This is a genomic window from Sphingomonas sp. (genome assembly GCF_017744835.1).
In the GTDB taxonomy this organism is placed as follows: Bacteria; Pseudomonadota; Alphaproteobacteria; order Sphingomonadales; family Sphingomonadaceae; genus Sphingomonas.
Genome location: NZ_JAGIAM010000003.1, coordinates 704,751 through 722,388 on the forward strand (window position 1 = coordinate 704,751; position 17,638 = coordinate 722,388).

The 17,638-nt window shown below is 67.2% G+C and carries 20 protein-coding genes and 1 tRNA gene; 13 read left to right on the forward strand and 8 right to left on the reverse strand.

Translation table 11 applies throughout. The features are described 5' to 3' along the window. Positions 1 to 103: 103 nt before the first annotated feature. The 5 genes from J7500_RS11195 to fabD form a co-directional block, all read right to left on the reverse strand. Entirely contained in the window at positions 104 to 352 is a 249-nt protein-coding gene (locus J7500_RS11195) for an acyl carrier protein (RefSeq protein WP_294061787.1), read from the reverse strand. Between the two features lie 102 nt (positions 353 to 454). Further along, positions 455 to 988, reverse strand: a complete 534-nt coding sequence (locus tag J7500_RS11200; RefSeq protein WP_294061788.1) for a hypothetical protein — start codon at positions 986 to 988, stop codon at positions 455 to 457. A 24-nt stretch (positions 989 to 1,012) separates the two neighbouring features. Then, positions 1,013 to 1,753, reverse strand: a complete 741-nt coding sequence (gene fabG / locus J7500_RS11205) for a 3-oxoacyl-[acyl-carrier-protein] reductase (RefSeq protein ID WP_294061789.1) — start codon at positions 1,751 to 1,753, stop codon at positions 1,013 to 1,015. 47 nt (positions 1,754 to 1,800) lie between these two features. Beyond that, the gene (locus J7500_RS11210; protein WP_294061790.1) at positions 1,801 to 2,196 is read right to left on the reverse strand and encodes a GxxExxY protein; all 396 of its coding nucleotides are present in this window, start codon (positions 2,194 to 2,196) and stop codon (positions 1,801 to 1,803) included. Between the two features lie 40 nt (positions 2,197 to 2,236). Continuing rightward, positions 2,237 to 3,172 (reverse strand): ACP S-malonyltransferase, encoded by a 936-nt coding sequence (gene fabD / locus J7500_RS11215; protein WP_294061791.1) that lies wholly within the window; start codon positions 3,170 to 3,172, stop codon positions 2,237 to 2,239. Positions 3,173 to 3,539: 367 nt separating this feature from the next. Here fabD and J7500_RS11220 point away from each other — a divergent pair, with 367 nt between their 5' ends. From J7500_RS11220 to J7500_RS11240, 5 genes are all read left to right on the forward strand, one after another. Then, the gene (locus tag J7500_RS11220; RefSeq protein ID WP_294061792.1) at positions 3,540 to 3,887 is read left to right on the forward strand and encodes an RcnB family protein; all 348 of its coding nucleotides are present in this window, start codon (positions 3,540 to 3,542) and stop codon (positions 3,885 to 3,887) included. A 311-nt stretch (positions 3,888 to 4,198) separates the two neighbouring features. Further along, positions 4,199 to 4,594, forward strand: coding sequence for a 30S ribosomal protein S6 (rpsF, locus tag J7500_RS11225; protein ID WP_294061793.1), 396 nt, complete (start codon positions 4,199 to 4,201; stop codon positions 4,592 to 4,594). Between the two features lie 14 nt (positions 4,595 to 4,608). Continuing rightward, positions 4,609 to 4,833 carry a 30S ribosomal protein S18 gene (rpsR, locus tag J7500_RS11230; protein ID WP_010543816.1) on the forward strand — a complete coding sequence of 75 codons (225 nt, stop codon included), beginning with the start codon at positions 4,609 to 4,611 and terminating at the stop codon, positions 4,831 to 4,833. 12 nt (positions 4,834 to 4,845) lie between these two features. Further along, positions 4,846 to 5,439, forward strand: coding sequence for a 50S ribosomal protein L9 (gene rplI, locus J7500_RS11235; protein ID WP_294061794.1), 594 nt, complete (start codon positions 4,846 to 4,848; stop codon positions 5,437 to 5,439). A gap of 418 nt (positions 5,440 to 5,857) precedes the next feature. Beyond that, positions 5,858 to 6,553 carry a CAP domain-containing protein gene (locus J7500_RS11240; RefSeq protein WP_294061795.1) on the forward strand — a complete coding sequence of 232 codons (696 nt, stop codon included), beginning with the start codon at positions 5,858 to 5,860 and terminating at the stop codon, positions 6,551 to 6,553. Positions 6,554 to 6,566: 13 nt separating this feature from the next. Here the strand turns inward: J7500_RS11240 and J7500_RS11245 are convergent, their stop codons facing one another. Both J7500_RS11245 and mutL read right to left on the reverse strand, forming a co-directional pair. Then, entirely contained in the window at positions 6,567 to 6,827 is a 261-nt protein-coding gene (locus J7500_RS11245) for a hypothetical protein (RefSeq protein WP_294061796.1), read from the reverse strand. Between the two features lie 252 nt (positions 6,828 to 7,079). After that, positions 7,080 to 8,882 carry a DNA mismatch repair endonuclease MutL gene (mutL, locus tag J7500_RS11250; RefSeq protein ID WP_294061797.1) on the reverse strand — a complete coding sequence of 601 codons (1,803 nt, stop codon included), beginning with the start codon at positions 8,880 to 8,882 and terminating at the stop codon, positions 7,080 to 7,082. 152 nt (positions 8,883 to 9,034) lie between these two features. Here mutL and J7500_RS11255 point away from each other — a divergent pair, with 152 nt between their 5' ends. The 7 genes from J7500_RS11255 to J7500_RS11285 all read left to right on the forward strand — a co-directional run bounded on the left by J7500_RS11255 (position 9,035) and on the right by J7500_RS11285 (position 15,352). After that, positions 9,035 to 10,075: a rod shape-determining protein gene (locus J7500_RS11255; RefSeq protein ID WP_294061798.1), complete on the forward strand. Its 1,041-nt coding sequence runs from the start codon at positions 9,035 to 9,037 to the stop codon at positions 10,073 to 10,075. Positions 10,076 to 10,093: 18 nt separating this feature from the next. Beyond that, positions 10,094 to 10,993: a rod shape-determining protein MreC gene (mreC, locus tag J7500_RS11260; RefSeq protein WP_294061799.1), complete on the forward strand. Its 900-nt coding sequence runs from the start codon at positions 10,094 to 10,096 to the stop codon at positions 10,991 to 10,993. 5 nt (positions 10,994 to 10,998) lie between these two features. Beyond that, positions 10,999 to 11,502 (forward strand): rod shape-determining protein MreD, encoded by a 504-nt coding sequence (gene mreD / locus J7500_RS11265; protein WP_294062165.1) that lies wholly within the window; start codon positions 10,999 to 11,001, stop codon positions 11,500 to 11,502. A 55-nt stretch (positions 11,503 to 11,557) separates the two neighbouring features. Continuing rightward, entirely contained in the window at positions 11,558 to 13,537 is a 1,980-nt protein-coding gene (gene mrdA, locus J7500_RS11270; RefSeq protein WP_294062166.1) for a penicillin-binding protein 2, read from the forward strand. After that, positions 13,537 to 14,673 (forward strand): rod shape-determining protein RodA, encoded by a 1,137-nt coding sequence (gene rodA, locus J7500_RS11275; protein WP_294061800.1) that lies wholly within the window; start codon positions 13,537 to 13,539, stop codon positions 14,671 to 14,673. The genes mrdA and rodA overlap by 1 nt, the downstream gene beginning before the upstream one ends. Before the next feature lie 115 nt (positions 14,674 to 14,788). Then, positions 14,789 to 14,864, forward strand: a tRNA-Lys gene (locus tag J7500_RS11280). A 161-nt stretch (positions 14,865 to 15,025) separates the two neighbouring features. After that, on the forward strand, positions 15,026 to 15,352 hold the full coding sequence (locus J7500_RS11285) for a hypothetical protein (protein ID WP_294061801.1): 327 nt from the start codon (positions 15,026 to 15,028) through the stop codon (positions 15,350 to 15,352). 62 nt (positions 15,353 to 15,414) lie between these two features. Here J7500_RS11285 and J7500_RS11290 read toward each other — a convergent pair whose 3' ends face one another. Continuing rightward, positions 15,415 to 16,494, reverse strand: coding sequence for a Gfo/Idh/MocA family oxidoreductase (locus tag J7500_RS11290; RefSeq protein WP_294061802.1), 1,080 nt, complete (start codon positions 16,492 to 16,494; stop codon positions 15,415 to 15,417). 62 nt (positions 16,495 to 16,556) lie between these two features. Between J7500_RS11290 and J7500_RS11295 the strand changes: the two genes are divergently transcribed. Next, entirely contained in the window at positions 16,557 to 17,636 is a 1,080-nt protein-coding gene (locus J7500_RS11295) for an LLM class flavin-dependent oxidoreductase (RefSeq protein ID WP_294061803.1), read from the forward strand. Positions 17,637 to 17,638: the final 2 nt, after the last annotated feature.

Consider the following 17,638-nt stretch of genomic DNA (forward strand, 5'->3'; position numbering starts at 1 on the left):
CGGTGTAAAAACGAAACGGCCCCCCGCCCTCTCTTGCGAGCATGGACGGGAAGCCGCTCAATGGCATTGCCGGCCCATCAGGCCCGCGTCGCCGGGAAGGCGATCAGCCTTCCTGATGCTCGCTGATGTACGAGATCGCGTCGCCGACCGTGGTGATCTTCTCGGCCGCGTCGTCGGGGATCTCGACGCCGAATTCTTCCTCGAAGGCCATGACCAGCTCGACGATGTCGAGGCTGTCCGCGCCCAGATCGTCGATGAAGCTCGCTTCGGGCTTCACTTCGCCGGCATCGACGCCGAGATGGTCGACGACGAGGGCGGTCACGCGCTGGGTGATCTCTTCCTGAGTGGCCATGGTCCCTGTTTTCCTTTGTGACTGGGGCTCTGTTTCGGTTGGAACGCACCTAGAATGCCGCTGGTGCCGTTGCAAGAGGGAGACGCGGCGGGTTGCCGAACGTCAGGCTGCCGAAAATTCGAAGGCAGCGTACTGGATCGTGCCGACGAAAGCGAAGAACTCCGACAGAAGCTCCGCATTCTCGCGGGTTTTCTGGACGTCCTCGATCGCCGCGTCGCGGACCAGCCCCTGGCTTTCCTGTGCCGTGAGCGGACGATTGCGCGTTTCTTCGGGGAGCGCCTGGAACTGATCCTCGAGCGCCGCGGGGTCGAATCCCCGCTGGGTGATCACGCGTTGCGCGACCGGCATGCCGATCTTCGCGAGAGTGTAGCGCGCGGCGGCGCTCGCCGCGGCGGCCGTCCAGCCATGTTCCTTGGCGCAGGCCGCGGCAGCGGTCTTGAGGCCGGCGCCCACTCCTGGCCCGTAGCTCGGCCGCTTGCCGCTCTCGGTGAGGTTGCGCTCGACGTCCGCCTCGATCTGCGAACGCACGGCCGCGTCGACCTTCTGCGCGACGCAGCCGATCGTCGCGAGGTCCGCGGCATGGGCGGGCGCCGCCCATGCCAGTGCGGCCGCGACCGCGATTCCCGCTTTACGCATATACTCGTCTCCCGCCCGCGAGGCTCAGAGCATCGCCATCCCGCCGTTGACGTGGATCGTCTGGCCGGTGACGTAGCTCGCTTCCCTGCTGGCGAGATACACCACGGCGGCCGCGATGTCCTCGCCCTCGCCGAGCTTCCCCGCAGGAATGCGTCCGAGCAGCGCTTCCTTCTGCGCTTCGGGCAGCACGTCGGTCATCGCCGAGCGGATGAAGCCGGGAGCGACGCAGTTGACGGTGATGTTGCGGCTGGCGAGCTCCTGGCCGAGCGCCTTGGACATGCCGACGAGGCCGGCCTTGGACGCGGCGTAATTGGCCTGGCCGGGATTGCCGGTGGCGCCGACGACCGAGGTGATCGAGATGACGCGGCCGAAGCGCGCCTTCATCATCGGCTTGGCGGCGGCGCGGATCAGGCGGAAGGCGGCTTCGAGGTTGACCTTGATGACCTGCTCCCACTCCTCGTCCTTCATCCGCATCGCGAGGTTGTCGCGCGTGACGCCGGCGTTGTTGACGAGGATGTCGAGCTTGCCGCCGAGCGCCTCGACCGCCTGGGGGACGAGCGCGTCGACCGCGGCGCTGTCCGAGAGGTTGCAGGCGAGCGCGACATGATCGCCGCCGAGCTCGGCGCGGAAGGCCTCGAGCTTCTCGGCGTTCGAGCCCGAAACCGCCAGCCGCGCGCCCTGCGCGGCGAGGCCCTTGGCGATCGCCGAACCAATCCCCCCCGAAGCGCCGGTGACGAGGGCAGTCATGCCAGTGAGGTCGAACATTCTAGAGCTCCGGTCTTTGAGAAAGAAAAATAGTTCACGCAAAGGCGCTAAGGCGCAAAGGGGACATAGTTGTTGGCAACCCGCTTGAGGCCTTCCTTCAGCGTCTCGCCGCCAAAATTTATAAGCAGCCCAAGGGGCTGCTTCATCAGCCTGAGATAGGTCAGCAGCTGTTTCGAATGCACGCCGCTCAAGCGTTCGACAGATTTGATTTCAACCACAAGCCGAGCGTTCACGAGCAGGTCGACGCGAAATGCGCCTTCGAAGCGCGACCCGTTGAACTCGAAGTCGATCGGCTGCTGCCGAAGCGCCGAATGGCCACGCCGGGTCAGCTCGGCCGCCAGAAGGCTTTCGTAGACGCTCTCGAGCAGACCCGGACCGATCTCCCGATGCAGCATCAGGGCGGCGTCGACGACGTCGGATGCAGTTGCCTCAAGCAGGTCCATCTTCGCGCCTTTGCGCCTTTGCGTGAACCAACTTACTTCTTCAGAGTGATTTCGCCAGCGTCTCGATGTCTTCCATGGTGACGATGCTGGTGGCGGTGGCGTCGGGGGTGATGCGCTTTACCATGCCGCCGAGGACCTTGCCGCCGAGCTCGACGAAGTCGGTCACGCCGGCGGCGTGCATCGCGAGGACCGATTCGCGCCAGCGGACCATTCCGGTGACCTGCTCGACCAGCAGGGTGCGGATCGTGGCGGGGTCGGCGACGGGGGCGGCGGTGACGTTGGCGTAGACGGGGACCAAAGGCGCCTGGATCGCGACGGCGGCGAGCGCCTCGGCCATGGCGTCGGCGGCGGGCTGCATCAGCGGGCAGTGGAAAGGCGCGGAGACCGGGAGCAGCAGCGCGCGCTTGGCGCCCATCTCCCTGGCGAGCGGGATCGCGCGCTCGATCGCCTCGCAGTGGCCCGAGATCACCACCTGCGAGGGGTCGTTGTCGTTGGCGACGGTGCAGACCTGGCCCTCGGCCGCGGCGTCGGCGATCGCCTGCGCCTTTTCGCGGTCGGCGCCGAGAATCGCGGCCATCGCGCCGACGCCGACCGGCACCGCGGCCTGCATCGCGTCGCCGCGCTTGCGCAGCAGCCGGGCAGTGGTGGCGAGATCGAGCGCGCCCGCGGCGCACAGCGCAGTATATTCGCCCAGGCTGTGGCCCGCGACGAAATCGGCCTTGTCAGCGAGGCGGATGCCGCCTTCCTTCTCGAGCACGCGCAGCACGGCGATGGCGTTGGCCATGATCGCGGGCTGGGCGTTGGCGGTGAGCGTCAGCTGGTCCTCGGGACCGTCCGCCATCAGCTGCGAGAGCTTCTGGCCCAGCGCGTCGTCGACTTCCTGGAAGACTTCGCGGGCGTAGGGGCTGGCGGCGGCGAGCGCGCTCCCCATGCCGACCGACTGGCTGCCCTGCCCGGGGAAGATGAATGCGCGCATATGCCTATCCTTGGAGTTCAGGCGGCGCGGGTTAGTGCGGTTGCGCCGTACGGGCAAGGGTTCGGGGGCCGGTCCTGGTTTTGTTCACGCAAGGGCGCGAAGGCGCGAAGACTTTGAGATTTCACGCGGAGACGCGGAGGTTCGGCGCGCAGCGGGGGACGATCGTTCACCGAGAATATTGCTGCCGCTGGCGCGGCAGTGCACCACAAGCCTCTCTCCGTGCCTCCGCGCCTCCGCCTGAAATTTTCACTTCTGTCGGTTGCGACAATTCGCGACCATTTCGGGGGTGGTTCGGGACGGGGCTGCGACAACCGACTCCTATTTAGTCTTCAACGCCGGATGACGGCGCAGACAAGAGGAGTTAGTCATGAAGAAGATCATCATGGGCCTGGTTGCCGCTTCGATCGCCACCGTGCCGGCAGTCGCTTCCGCCGCCCCCGCGCCGCAGCATCGCGGCCATCAGGTGGAGCGTTCGTACAACGGCCACCAGCAGTTCGGGCGCCAGTACCAGAGCAACCAGTACCGCAGCTGGAACCGCGGTGACCGGTTCGACAGCCGCTACGCCCGCAACTATCGCCAGATCGACTATCGCAGCTACCGCGGCCTGCGGGTTCCGCCCCGTGGTTACCACTATGTCCAGTCGGGCAATGACGCCCTGCTGGTCGGCATCACCAGCGGGATCGTCGCGGCGGTGTTCGCGAACATCCTGAACTAATCGACCATTGCCGGGCCGGGACGGATCAAATCCGACCCGGCCCGAGCACTGTCGTCATCCCCGCGAAGGCCGGGACCCAGGAATCGCACGGACGTCGCTCGTGGCCCTGGGTCCCCGCCTTCGCGGGGATGACGGTTTTGAGGTATGGGCTATGGCTCACGCTTGCCAATCCTGCCCCGCAGCGCTATGGGCCCGCCTTCGCGACGCCGGGAGTCCGCTTCCGGCTGCACGAATCATTGCACGTAGACGACAGCCGGAGGGGCGCTGCACATGGGGTGCACGTCAGCGATCGGCCAACAGGAAGAGAACGCATGGCTCTGTACGAGCACGTGTTCCTTGCGCGCCAGGATCTGGCACAGGCGCAAGTGGACGCACTGGCGGAAGCCGCCACCAAGATCGTCGAGGACAATCAGGGCAAGGTCGTCAAGACCGAGACCTGGGGTCTTCGCAGCCTCGCCTATCGCATCGCGAAGAACCGCAAGGCGCATTATGTGATGCTCGAGATCGACGCGCCGGCAGGCGTGGTCGCCGAGCTCGAGCGCCAGACGCAGATCAACGAGGACGTCATCCGCTACATGACCGTCAAGGTCGACGCGCATGAGCAGGGCCCGTCGGTGATGATGCGCAAGGGTGCCGACCGCGAGCGCGGCCGTGGCCGTCGCGAGCGCGACGATGCCGGCAGCAACACCGGTTTCGGCGGCGAGTAAGGAGCTTATAGATCATGGCACGACCCTTTTTCCGCCGTCGCAAGAGCTGCCCCTTCTCCGCGAAGGACGCTCCCCGGATCGACTACAAGGACGTCCGTCTGCTCCAGGGCTTCGTCTCTGAGCGCGGCAAGATCGTCCCGTCGCGCATCACCTCGGTGAGCGCCAAGAAGCAGCGCGAGCTGGCCCAGGCCATCAAGCGCGCCCGTCACCTGGGCCTGCTGCCCTACATCGTTAAGTAAGGAGCGCACCCCATGGACGTTATTCTGCTAGAGCGCGTCGAGAAGCTCGGCGGCATCGGCGATGTGGTGAAGGTGAAGGACGGCTTCGCCCGCAACTACCTCCTTCCCCGCAAGAAGGCGCTGCGCGCCAACGAAGCGAACCGCAAGGTCTTCGAGGCCAACCGCGCCCGCATCGAATCCGAGAACGCTGCGCGTCGCACGGATGCCGAGAAGGAAGCCGCGTCGTTCAACGACGTTTCGGTGACCCTGATCCGTCAGGCGTCGAACACCGGCCACCTCTACGGCTCGGTCGCAGTGCGTGACCTGGTCGAGGCGCTGGTCGCCGACGGCCACAAGGTCAACAAGGCGCAGGTCGTGCTCGACCGCCCGATCAAGTCGATCGGCGTGTACGAGATCCGCGTCGCGCTGCACCCCGAGGTGTCGGTGACCGTCAAGGTCAACGTCGCCCGCTCGCCGGAAGAGGCCGAGATGCAGTCGCAGGGCGTCGACGTGATGGCCGCTATGTTCGAGAAGGACGAGGCCGGCTTCACCGAGGAGCGCGACCCGAACCTCGAGCCGGGCGAGATCGCCGCGGAAGCTCCGGCGGCCGAGGGCGAGGAAGCCTGAGCCACCGGCAACTGCCGACAAGAAAAGGGCCGCTCCGGGAGACCGGGGCGGCCTTTTTCGTTTGGCTGCCGAGCCAGTTGGGAGAACCGGCGCGCTACGCCGTTACGGGCACGTGACACAGGCTCCGATCACCGCGACCAGCGGGATGAGTGCCAGCATTACGGGTACCAATTTGCTGCTCACCTGTACCGAGCCTCCTGAGTCCATTCGCGGCAAGAACGAAGCCGCGCGACGGAAGTTGCTGAAAAACGCAGTTCCGTTTCTCCGCCGTTCAGCGGCGGCGCGCGCCGGGCGGCCATACCGAGGCAAACCCGTAAGGTTGATTGCGGAATATCCGCCCATCTTCCCCAAGGCTTAAGCGCAACTTCCCACGCTGCGGGGCATGGCGTCCGGCAGGAGTATCCCGGGGGGAGTATTCATGGTGTCACGGCGTATTCTCGCGGCGCTAGGCGCGTGCTGCGCGCTCTTCGGCAGCGTTTCGGTCCAGGCGCAGAGCCGCTCGCTCGAATCCGACGTGCTCACCGAGATCAATTTCGCCCGCCAGCATCCGCGCGAATATGCGCAGGACCTGCGCGAGTATCGCCGCTATTTCGAAGGGCGGCTGCTCTATCTCCCCGGCGACGACAACGGCATCATCACCAACGAGGGCACGCGCGCGGTGGACGAAGCGATCGCCTTCCTCGAACGCCAGGCGCCCCTGCCCCCGCTCGGCCACGGCGCGCTGCTCGCGCTGGCCGCGGGCGACCATGCCGCGGCGCAAGGGCCGCAGGGAAGCATCGGCCACAGCTCGCGCGCGGGCAACTCGCCCGGCGAGCGCGTCCGCCGGCGCGGCGGCGACATCTATGTCGGCGAGGGCATTTCCTATGGCTATTCGAGCGCGCAGGAAGTGGTGCGCCAGCTCATCGTCGACGACGGCGTGCCGGGCCGCGGCCATCGCGCGCTGCTGTTCGACCGGGGCTTCCGCTATGCCGGCGTCGGCTGCGGCGGGCACCGCGCCTATCGCCATATGTGCGTGGTCGACATGAGCGGCACCCCCGACGGAACGCCCGTGCTGCCACAATCGGCGGGCGCCCGCAGCGGCCGGGCGGTACGCGCCTCGGGCGCGGGACGCTGACGGTCGGCGCGTCTCATTCGAGGTCGGTGGGTCGCCCCTTGCCGCGATTGCGGAAAGCCTCGGTATTGCGGGAATTCTCTTCCTCGATCTGCTTCCATTCCGCCTTGGTGTGACAGACGCTCTTGGCAACGATCGAGCCCGTGGGAGTCACGCGCCGGCACACCTTCTTTTCCTTGGCCTCGACCGGCGCAGGATTTCCCGCATCCTGCGCCAGCGCGGGAGCTGCCACCAATGAAACGGCAAGGACGAGCGAAAACTTCAACGACATCGGCACACCTCGAGACCAAAGGGCCAGCGTAATACGCGACTAAGTAAAGGCAACCATCGTCGCGAGAGCTTGATGATCGCAAGATATTACCGATGACTATAGGTCATTTGCGTCCGAAAAGTTTCTGATGATCGCCATGGGCGAGCTTGGCCCAGGCCGGCACACGAAGACGCCACCGCCTGCGTGCCGAGCGGCTCGCAGCCATCAGCTTCCCGGCATATTCCCTGCCGACTCCGAGAGATCAGTCTTCCGGCAAGTTCATTTCCGCCCGAACAGCTTCTCGATGTCGCCGTGCGCCAGCTTCACCCAGGTGGGGCGGCCGTGGTTGCACTGGCCGGAGTGGGGCGTCGCCTCCATCTCGCGCAGCAGCGCGTTCATCTCGGTGACCGACAGGATGCGGCCAGCGCGGACCGAGCCGTGGCAGGCCATGGTCGCGGCGACATGGTCGAGGCGTTCCTTGAGGCTCAGCGCCTCGTCATAGCTGGCCAGCTCGTCGGCAAGGTCGGTGACCAGGCCGTGGACGTCGCCCTGCCCCAGCGCCGCGGGCGTGGCGCGGACGAGCATCGCGCGCGGGCCGAAGCGCTCGAGCTCGAGGCCGAATTGCGCGAGTTCCTCCAGGCGCGCCTCGAGCCGGTCGCAGCCGGGTTCGTCGAGCTCGACGACTTCGGCGAGGAGCAGCGCCTGCGAGGCGACCCCGCCATTGGCCATGGCGCGGCGCATCCGTTCGAGCACGAGCCGCTCGTGCGCGGCGTGCTGGTCGACCAGAACGAGCCCGTCCTCGGCCTCGGCGACGATATAGGTCTTGGCGACCTGGCCGCGGGCGACGCCGAGGGGGAAGTCGGTGGTCGCGGGGACCGGCGCGTGCGCGGCCTCTGCACGGGCCTGGGGCGGCGGAGTGAAGAAGGTCGTGCGGGGATCGTGGAGGGCGGCGCCGGAATAGCGTTTCAGATCTTCGAACGACGGGCTGGGTGAAACCTGACTGCCCCACCCCAACCCCTCCCCTGAAGGGGAGGGGCTGTCGAGGTATCCCGGCTGCCACATGCCGAGCGCGGCTTCGCTCGGGCGCTGGACGCTGCGGTGGCCGGCCTCGTCGAGCGCGCGGCGGAGGCCCGAGACGATCAGCCCGCGCGCGAGCGCCGGATCGCGGAAACGGACTTCGGTCTTGGCGGGGTGGACGTTCACGTCGACCGCGTCGGCGGGCACGTCGAGGAACAACGCGACGACGGGGTGGCGGTCGCGCGCGAGCATCTCGGCATAGGCACCGCGGACCGCGCCGACGAGCAGCCGGTCCTTCACCGGGCGGCCGTTGACGAAGAGATATTGGTGATCGGCGACACCGCGGTTGAAGGTGGGGAGGCCGGCGACCCCGCCGAGCACATGGCCCTCGCGCTCGAGGTCCACGGCGACGCTGTTCTCGGCCAGGTCGCGGTCGGTGAGCGCGGCGACGCGCTGCGGCCGGGTCTCGCCGCCCTGGACCGAGAGGACGCGGCGGCCGTCATGCTCGACCGAGAAGCCGATGTCGGGCCGCGCCATCGCCAGCCTTTTCACCACATCGAGCGCGGCGCCATATTCGGCACGGGCCGAGCGCAGGAACTTGCGGCGCGCGGGCACGCGGGCGAACAGCGCCTCGACGCGCACGCGCGTGCCGGGCGGCAGCGCGGCGGGGCCCTCCGCCAGGCGCTCGCCATTGTCGACGGTCAGCGCCCAGCCGTCGCCGCCGCGCACGCGGCTCTCCAGCGTCAGCCGCGCGACGCTGGCGATCGAGGGCAACGCCTCGCCGCGAAAACCCAACGTCGTGACGTGCTCGATCGCATCGTCGGGAAGCTTGGAGGTGGCGTGCCGCTCGAGCGCCAGCGCCATTTCGGCGGGCAGCATGCCGCAGCCATCGTCGATGACTTCGATCAATTCGGTGCCGCCCGCGGCGAGGCGCACGGCGATCCGCGTGGCGCCGGCGTCGATGGCGTTCTCGACCAGTTCCTTGAGCGCGCTCGCGGGGCGTTCGACGACCTCTCCCGCTGCAATTCGGTTGACAAGATGCTCCGGCAAGCGACGTATTGACATGGCTGTCCGTCTAGCCCAACGGGCGGCATCCCGCGACCCGCAACCGCATGGCACCGAGCGGATTTTTTCGATCTGCCCCGGACGGGTCCGGACATAGAAATCTTGGTGCGAACAGCCGGCGGCGGGCCCCCGGTGGCAGGACGGAACAACGAATGGCTTTCTCCCGCTTTTTCAAATTCATGTCCCACGACATGGCGATCGACCTCGGTACCGCGAACACGGTCGTCTATCTCCGCGGGCGGGGCGTCGTCCTGAACGAGCCGTCGGTGGTGGCGGTCGAGACGCTCAACGGCGTGAAGAAGGTCAAGGCCGTCGGCGACGACGCCAAGCTGATGATGGGCAAGACCCCCGGCTCGATCGAGGCGATTCGTCCGCTTCGCGACGGCGTGATCGCCGACATCGATGTCGCCGAGCAGATGATCAAGCACTTCATCCAGAAGGTGCACGGGCAGCGCCGCTTCATGCGCTGGCCCCAGATCGTGATCTGCGTGCCCTCGGGCTCCACCTCGGTCGAGCGCCGCGCGATCCGCGACGCCGCGTCGAACGCCGGTGCCAGCCAGGTGTGGCTGATCGAGGAGCCGATGGCCGCCGCGATCGGCGCCGACATGCCGGTGACCGAGCCGATCGGCTCGATGGTCGTCGATATCGGCGGCGGCACCACCGAAGTCGCGGTGCTCTCGCTGCGCGGCCTCGCCTATTCGACTTCGGTCCGCGTCGGCGGCGACAAGATGGACGAGGCGATCGTCTCCTACGTCCGCCGCAACCACAACCTGCTGATCGGCGAAGCCACCGCCGAACGCATCAAGCAGGAAGTCGGCGTCGCCAAGCCGCCTGCGGACGGCATCGGCACGACGATCCACATCAAGGGCCGCGACCTGGTCAACGGCGTGCCCAAGGAAATCCAGATCAACCAGGGCCAGATCGCCGAAGCGCTTTCGGAGCCGGTCGGCACGATCGTCGAGGGCGTGCGCATCGCGCTGGAGAACACCGCGCCCGAGCTGGCCGCCGACATCGTCGACCAGGGCATCGTCCTCACCGGCGGCGGCGCGCTGCTGCAGGGCCTGGACGAAGTGCTGCGCGACGAGACCGGCCTGCCGGTCACCGTCGCCGAGGACCCGCTGACCTGCGTCGCGCTCGGCACCGGCCGCGCGCTCGAGGATCCGGTGTTCCGCGGCGTTCTTCTCGCCGTCTGATCGGGAGAATAGGGGTAAATGGCGCCGCCACGTAACCGGCGCCCCGGGTTTTCGCGGCGGGCGCAATACGGGCTCTTCCTCGGCTATGTGGGCGCGGTCGGCGGCGTGCTGATCGGCGGCGTCCTGCTGCTGCTCTCGACGTTCAACCCCGCCGCCTATTCGGCCGTCCGCGGCGTCGTGTCCGAAGCCACGACGCCGGTCTCCTCCGGGCTTGCCTGGGTATGGGGCGGGATCGCGGGCGTGCCCCGGGGCATCGGTAGCTATCTGAACGTCCGCACCGAGAATGCGCAGCTGAAAGCGAAGATCGAGAGTGACGCGCAAGTCGTTGCGAAAGCGCGGATGCTCACCCAGGAGAACCTGCGGCTGCGCGCCATGCTCAAGCTGCGCGACGTGACCACCGACGCGGTGGTGATCGCGCGGCTGGTCAACAGCACCGCATCGAGCACGCGCCGCTTCGCCACGCTCAACGCCGGCGCCTGGCAGGGCGTGCGGCGGACGATGCCGGTGCGCGAGGCCGCCGGGCTGATCGGCCAGGTGGTCGAGACCAGCCCCAACACATCGCGCGTGCTGCTGATCGTCGATCCGGAGAGCATCGTGCCGGTGCGCCGCGTGCGCGACGGGCTGCCCGCGATCGCCTCGGGCCGCGGCGACGGGCTGATCGACATCCGCTCGGCCAGCGTGGCGGTGCTCACCTTCCAGCCCGGCGACAGCTTCGTGACTTCGGGCACGGGCGGCATCTTTCCGCCGAACATTCCGCTCGGCCGCGTGATCCGCACCACCGGCGACATCGCCATCGCGCAGCCCGCCGCCAATCCGGACTCGCTCGATTTCGCGCTGGTCCAGCAGACCTTCCTTCCGCCGCCCTCGCCCGAACCCTCGGGCCCGCCGGCCGAGCCGGAGGCTGCGCCCAAGCCGTGAGCCCGATGGAGTTCATTCCGCTCGGACAATCGGAAAGGCGCCCACGCGCGGTCTGGCTCGCCCCCCTGTCGGTGATGCTGGGCTCGCTGATGACGCTGCTGCCGTTGATCGCAGTGGTGCCCTATCTGCCCCCTTTCGGGCTGATGATGCTGCTCGGCTGGCGCATGACGCGCGGCGATTCGATGCGCGTCTGGGCGCCGGTGCCGCTGGGGCTGTTCGACGACCTGGTGAGCGGCCAGCCGCTCGGCAGCGCGATGGTGCTCTGGACCGTGTGCGTCCTGATGATGGACGTGCTAGATACGCGGCTGGTATGGCGCGACTTCTGGCAGGACTGGTTGATCGCATCCGGCGGCATCGGCTTCTGCCTGATCGCCGGACGGCTGCTCGCGGTGCCGTTCGGCGCGCATGTCGACACCGCGCTGCTGCTCCAGGCCGTGATTTCCTGCGCGCTTTTCCCACTGGTCTATCGCTTCTGCGCCTGGCTGGACCGTGACGTGAAGAAGGTCTGACGTGGCCAAGATCACCGAGGCAACCCAGACCTATAGCTTCTCGCGGCGGGCACTGATGCTCGGCGGCGTGCAGGGCACGATCGCGCTCGCGCTCGCCGGGCGGATGACCTGGCTCTCGGTCTACGAGAACGAGCATTACCGGCTGATGGCGGAGAGCAACCGCGTCAATTTGACGCTCACGCCGCCGCGACGCGGCTGGATCGTCGACCGCAGCGGCATCCCCCTCGCCAACAACCGCACCGACTTCCGCGTCGACCTGATCCCCGACCGGATCGAGGACAAGGACAAGACGCTCGCCGCGCTCCAGCAGATCCTGCGGCTCACGCCCGAGGACATGGAGCGGATCCGCACCGACCTGAAGCGCGCCGCCGGCTTCCGCCCGGTGCCTGTGCTCGAGAATCTCGACTGGGAGCGGTTCGCGGCAGTGAGCGTGCGCCTGCCCGAGCTTCCCGGCGTCTCCCCTACCCGCGGTTTCGCGCGCAACTATCCGCTCGGCGCCGCCGTGGGCCATCTGATCGGCTATGTCGGCGCGGCCTCGGCCGAGCAGTACAAGAAAGAGAAGGACCCGCTCCTCCTCGCGCCCGGCTTCAAGCTGGGCAAGGACGGGCTCGAGAAGATGCTCGAGACGACGCTGCGCGGGACGCCGGGCGCCAAGCGGATCGAAGTGACCGCGCACGGCCGTCTGGTCCGCGAGCTCGCGACGCGCCCCGACGCGCCGGGCAAGACGGTGAAGCTCACCATCGACGCGCTGCTCCAGGAATATGTCGCACGGCGGCTGGGCACCAATTCGGGCTCGGCGGTGGTGATCGACGTCGCCAGCGGCGACATCCTCGCCATGGTGTCGATGCCGGCCTACGACCCCAACAGCTTCTCCGACGGCATCAGCCAGAGCGAATGGAAGATGCTCAGCGAGGACGACCACGTCCCGCTGATGAACAAGGTGCTGCAGGGCCTTTATCCGCCGGGCTCGACGGTCAAGCCGATGAACGGGCTGGCGCTGATGCACGCGGGCATCGACCCGCACATGCGCGTCAACTGCTCGGGCGCGATGCGCGTCGGCAACGGCATATTCCACTGCCACAAGCGCCGCGGCCATGGTCCGCTCGACCTCAAGAACGCGATTATGCAGAGCTGCGACATCTATTTCTACGAGATGGTCCGCCGCATCGGCTATGACGCCGTGGCGCCGATCGCGCGATCGGTGGGGCTCGGCCAGAAGTTCGACCTGCCCTTCACCACCCAGCGTTTCGGGACGGTGCCCGACAGCGCGTGGAAGATGAAGCGCTACAAGCAGGCCTGGACCGTGGCGGATTCGCTTAATGCGTCGATCGGCCAGGGCTATGTGCTCGCCAACCCCCTCCAGCTCGCCGTGATGGCGAGCCGGCTGGCATCGGGCCGCGCTCTGGTGCCGCGGCTGATTGCCGGCGGGCCGGCGCAGCAGGCCGAACCGCTAGCCGTCACGCCCGAGCAGCTGGCGATCGTGCGCGACGCGATGTTCGGCGTGGTCAACTCGGGCGGCACCGGCGGCGCGAGCCGAATCCAGATTCCTGGCGTCACTTTGGCAGCCAAGACCGGCACCGCCCAGGTCCGCCGCATCACCATGGCGGAGCGGCGCTCGGGCGTGCTCAACAACGCCTCGCTGCCCTTCAAGCTGAGGGACCACGCGCTGTTCGTCTGCTTCGCGCCCGCGGACAATCCCAAATATGCCGCGGCGATCGTGCTCGAGCACAACGGCCACACGATCCGCAACCTCGACACGCCGATGATCGGCCGCGACATCATGACCTTCCTGTTCGACCGCAAGGTGGCGATGGACTCGCTCCACCGCGAGGAGCCGACCTGGGGCGGCGACTATCGCACGCGGATGGCCGAGCAGACCAAGGCGTTCAAGGCAGCGCACAGCGCCCCGCCCCCGCCCGCGCCCGAGGACGCCGCCGAGGCCGCCAGCACGGTGGCCTCCGACGCCGCCAACGCGACGACCAGCAACACGATGGACAGCAGCGCGGCCGAACGCGGCAGCGTGGAGGCAGAGTAATGGCCACGCTTCAATCTTCCGGCCTCGGCCCTTCGGGAATCGTCCCGGGCCCGCTGGCACAGCTGCCGTGGCGCATCATCGGGCTGGTGATCGCGATCGGCATGTTCGGCTTCGTCGTGCTCTATTCAGCCGCCGGCGGCAGCCTGCAGCCCTGGGCGGCGAAGCAGGCGCTGCTCTTCTTCGTATGCCTGGCCGGCGCAGTGGGCCTATCCTATGTGCCCGAGACCTTCTGGGCGCTGGGCGCGCTGCCGATGTACGTGCTGATCGTGGCGATGCTGCTCGGCGTGGAGCTGCTCGGCGCAGTCGCGGGCGGCAGCCAGCGATGGCTCGACCTGGGCATCATCCGGCTCCAGCCCTCCGAGCTGATGAAGCCGGTGATCGTGCTCGCGCTCGCCCGCTTCTACGAGATGCTGCCGGTGGGCGAGATCCGCAAGTTCGGCGCGATCTGGCCCGCGGCGGTGCTGGTCGGCATCCCGGCGGCGCTGGTGATGCTCCAGCCCGACCTCGGCACCGCGCTGATGATCTGCTTCGGCGGGGCGACGGTGATGTTCCTGGCGGGCATCCCGCTGCGGCTGTTCATCGGCGGGATCCTGGGCGCGGCGGTGTTCATCCCGCTCGCAGTCAACTTCCTGCTCCACGAATATCAGCGCAACCGCGTGCTGATCTTCCTCAACCCCGAGAGCGATCCGCTCGGCACCGGCTATCACATCAGCCAGTCCAAGATCGCGATCGGATCGGGCGGCATCTTCGGCAAGGGCTTCCTGCAGGGCACGCAGAGCCACCTCGACTATCTGCCCGAGGGCCATACCGACTTCGCGCTGGCGACGATGATGGAGGAATGGGGGCTGCTCGGCGGGCTGTTCGTGATCACCGCCTACGCCTTCCTGATCGGCTGGGGGATCAGCGTGAGCATGCGCGCCAAGAGCCGCTTCGGCCGGCTGACCGCGGCCGGGCTTTCGGCGACGATCTTCTTCTATGTGGCGATCAACATGGCGATGGTGATGGGCCTCGCCCCGGTCGTCGGCATCCCGCTGCCGATGATCAGCTTCGGCGGCACGGCGCTGATGACGGTGATGATCTGCCTGGGCATCCTGATGTCGATCGACCGCCAGAGCCGCCGCGTGCAGCGCTGGTAGGCCTTTCGCGAAAAAGTTTCGATTTTGGGGTTTACAATATCCGAATCCGGGTGCTAACGGCGCGCCTCCAAACGCGGCGGTGCAGACACCATATGCACCTCAAGCAGCCCGGAATGGACGCATAGCTCAGTTGGTAGAGCAGCTGACTCTTAATCAGCGGGTCCTAGGTTCGAGCCCTAGTGCGTCCACCATTCCCCCTGCTCCAGCACCAAGTTATACCAGGCTTTTCAGTGCGTTGGGCTTGGTAGCGCTTCAAAAACCTGCCTTGCCCAAGTTTGCGCACCTTCGCGCAGAATCATCGCGGAAAGCCGAATCCTGCAGCCGCGCGGCGCTGAACCAAGGGGAGCAAGACATGTCCCATGACGTGATGATCCTGCGGAAATGGACCGGGGTGATCCGCACCGCGGACGAGGAAGCCTATGCGGCCTATATCGATGCCACCGGGCTCGCCGATTATGCGGCAACTCCAGGCAACAAAGGCGTCCAGATGCTCTTCCGCGCCCTCGGCGACGGCCGCAGCGAGGTGAGCACGCTCAGTTGGTGGCAATCGCTCGAGGCAATCCGCGGCTTTGCCGGCGAGGATATCGAGGTCGCGCGCTATTATCCCGACGACGATCGCTTCCTCCTCGAACGCCCGGCGTACGTCGAACACCACCGCGTCGTACGCCGCGTACCCTGAGGCGCGCAGGCTCCGCGCGCGAACTCGCTCGCCGTATATGGCGGAGTACCCCGACGCTTGGCTCAGTCGAGCTCCCGCATTTCGACGACGCGGCGTTCACGGGCGCTGATTTCCGCGGCCACGCCGATCATCACCGCCAGCAATCCGTCGCGCGCGGTCACTTCCACGGGTCCCTCGCCGCGGACTGCGCGCGCGAAAGCCTCATGCTGATGGAAGGTGGCTCCATGATGCGATCCGGCCGCCATCGCCGCAGGATCGACCGCGACCGTCTCACGCTCGACCTGCTTGAGCGCACCCAAGGGAACCCGCGGCGAGAAGACCAGCTCGCCCGGCGGCACGAGGACATCCAGCCGGGCCCTGTCGCCAGTCGCGGAAATCGCCTCCTGATGCTCGGCACCCTCTGCGAACATGCACAGGTCGAGCATCGCCCGCGTACCGTCGGCGAAGTCGACGATGGTATAGCTGTTGTCGATGATATCGGGCACCTCTGCGCCGTAGCGCTCATCGAGATGGTTCACGTCCATCGCACCTGAGCAATAGACCCGGACCGCCTCGCTGCGCACGATCAGGCGCATCAGATCGAAGAAGTGGCAGCACTTCTCGACCATCGTGCCGCCCGTGTTGCGCGAAAAGCGGTTCCAGTCGCCGACCTTGGCAAGGAACGGGAATCGGTGCTCTCGCATCGAAAGCATATGAAGCCGGCCGATGCGCCCGGCGTGCACCTGCTCGACGAACCGCGCGACGGGAGGCATGTAGCGATATTCCATGCCGGTCCAGAACGGCGCCCTCGCCGCTTCCGCCCGCTCGACGATCCAGCGTGCGTCGGCGATCGTGGTCGCCAGGGGCTTTTCGCACAGGATCGCCACGCCGCGCTCGAACAGCGGCGCAAGCACCGCGCGGTGCGTGTGATTGGGAGAAGCGACGACCACTGCGTCCACCTCTCCCTTTTCCGCAAGCGCCTCGGCGCTTCCGAAGCTCGCCGGCCGCTCCGCGCCGAGCGCCGCGGCCGCCCAGGCGAGCGAGTTGTCCACCGGATCGGCGATCGCAGTGATGCGGGCTCCCGGGATCAGCTGGATGTTGCGGATATGCTCGCAGCCCATCATCCCGGTGCCAACGAGTCCGTAGCGGATTGTCTCGACCATAATTCCTATGCGACCAGTAGGAAATCTTGCTTCGCGCAAATGTCGGCGCGCGGCAAGAGGGGATGGTGATCGACGAAGGGCTTGAGATGAACCCCTGCGAGGTAAGCTGGTTCTCGGCGCTGTGCGACGATGATTATGAATTCCTGGGCGTTGCCGAGCCCAGGCTCCAGTCGAGCTGGGAGCATTGCCGCGACCTGGTGCTGCAGTCGGAAAGCCTTGGCTTCGACAATGTCCTCTGCCCATCGGGCTATGCGCTCGGCATCGACACCACTGCATTCGCGGCTGCGATCTCCACCTGGGTCCGCCGCATTCGACTGCTGGTGGCGCTGCGCATGGGCGAGAGCTGGCCGCCACAGCTCGCGCGCCAGATCGCCACCATCGACCAGATGCTGGGCGGACGGCTTGCCATCAACATCATCTCGAGCGACCTGCCGGGCGAAACGCTCGAGAGCGGCCCTCGCTATGCGCGCACGATCGAGGCGATGGCGATATTGCGCCAATTGCTCGACGGAGAAGCGATCGATCACGATGGCCAATTCTGGAAGGTGAAGACAGCGCCTCCGCGCGTCGCCCCGGTGTCTGGCCGCTGCCCCCAATTCTATTTCGGCGGCCTTTCAGAGCATGCGCGCGACGCCGCGGCCAAGGGTGCCGATGTGTATCTGATGTGGCCCGACACGCTGCCTGCCATACGCGACACCATTGCCGACGTGCGTGCGCGGGCGGCGAAGGAAGGCCGGACGCTGCGCTTCGGCTATCGCGTCCACGTCGTGGTGCGCGAGACGGAGGAGGAAGCACGCGCCGCCGCCGACCGGCTCGTATCGAAGCTGGATGATCATACCGGCGCCCGCATTCGCGCCAATTCGCTCGACAGCCGCTCGGCGGGCGTTCGCCGCCAGGCCGAGCTGCGCGAAGCGTCGGGCGGCGAATATGTCGAGGACAATCTGTGGACCGGCATCGGCCGCGCGCGCTCGGGCTGTGGCGCGGCGATCGTCGGTGACCCCGATCAGGTGCTCGCCAAGCTGAACGCCTATCGCGCGGAGGGGATCGAGGCCTTCATCCTCTCGGGCTACCCGCATGCCGCCGAGGCCGATCTGTTCGCGCGCCATGTGCTGCCGCGGCTCGACCACGCGCCGCTGGCCTGAAC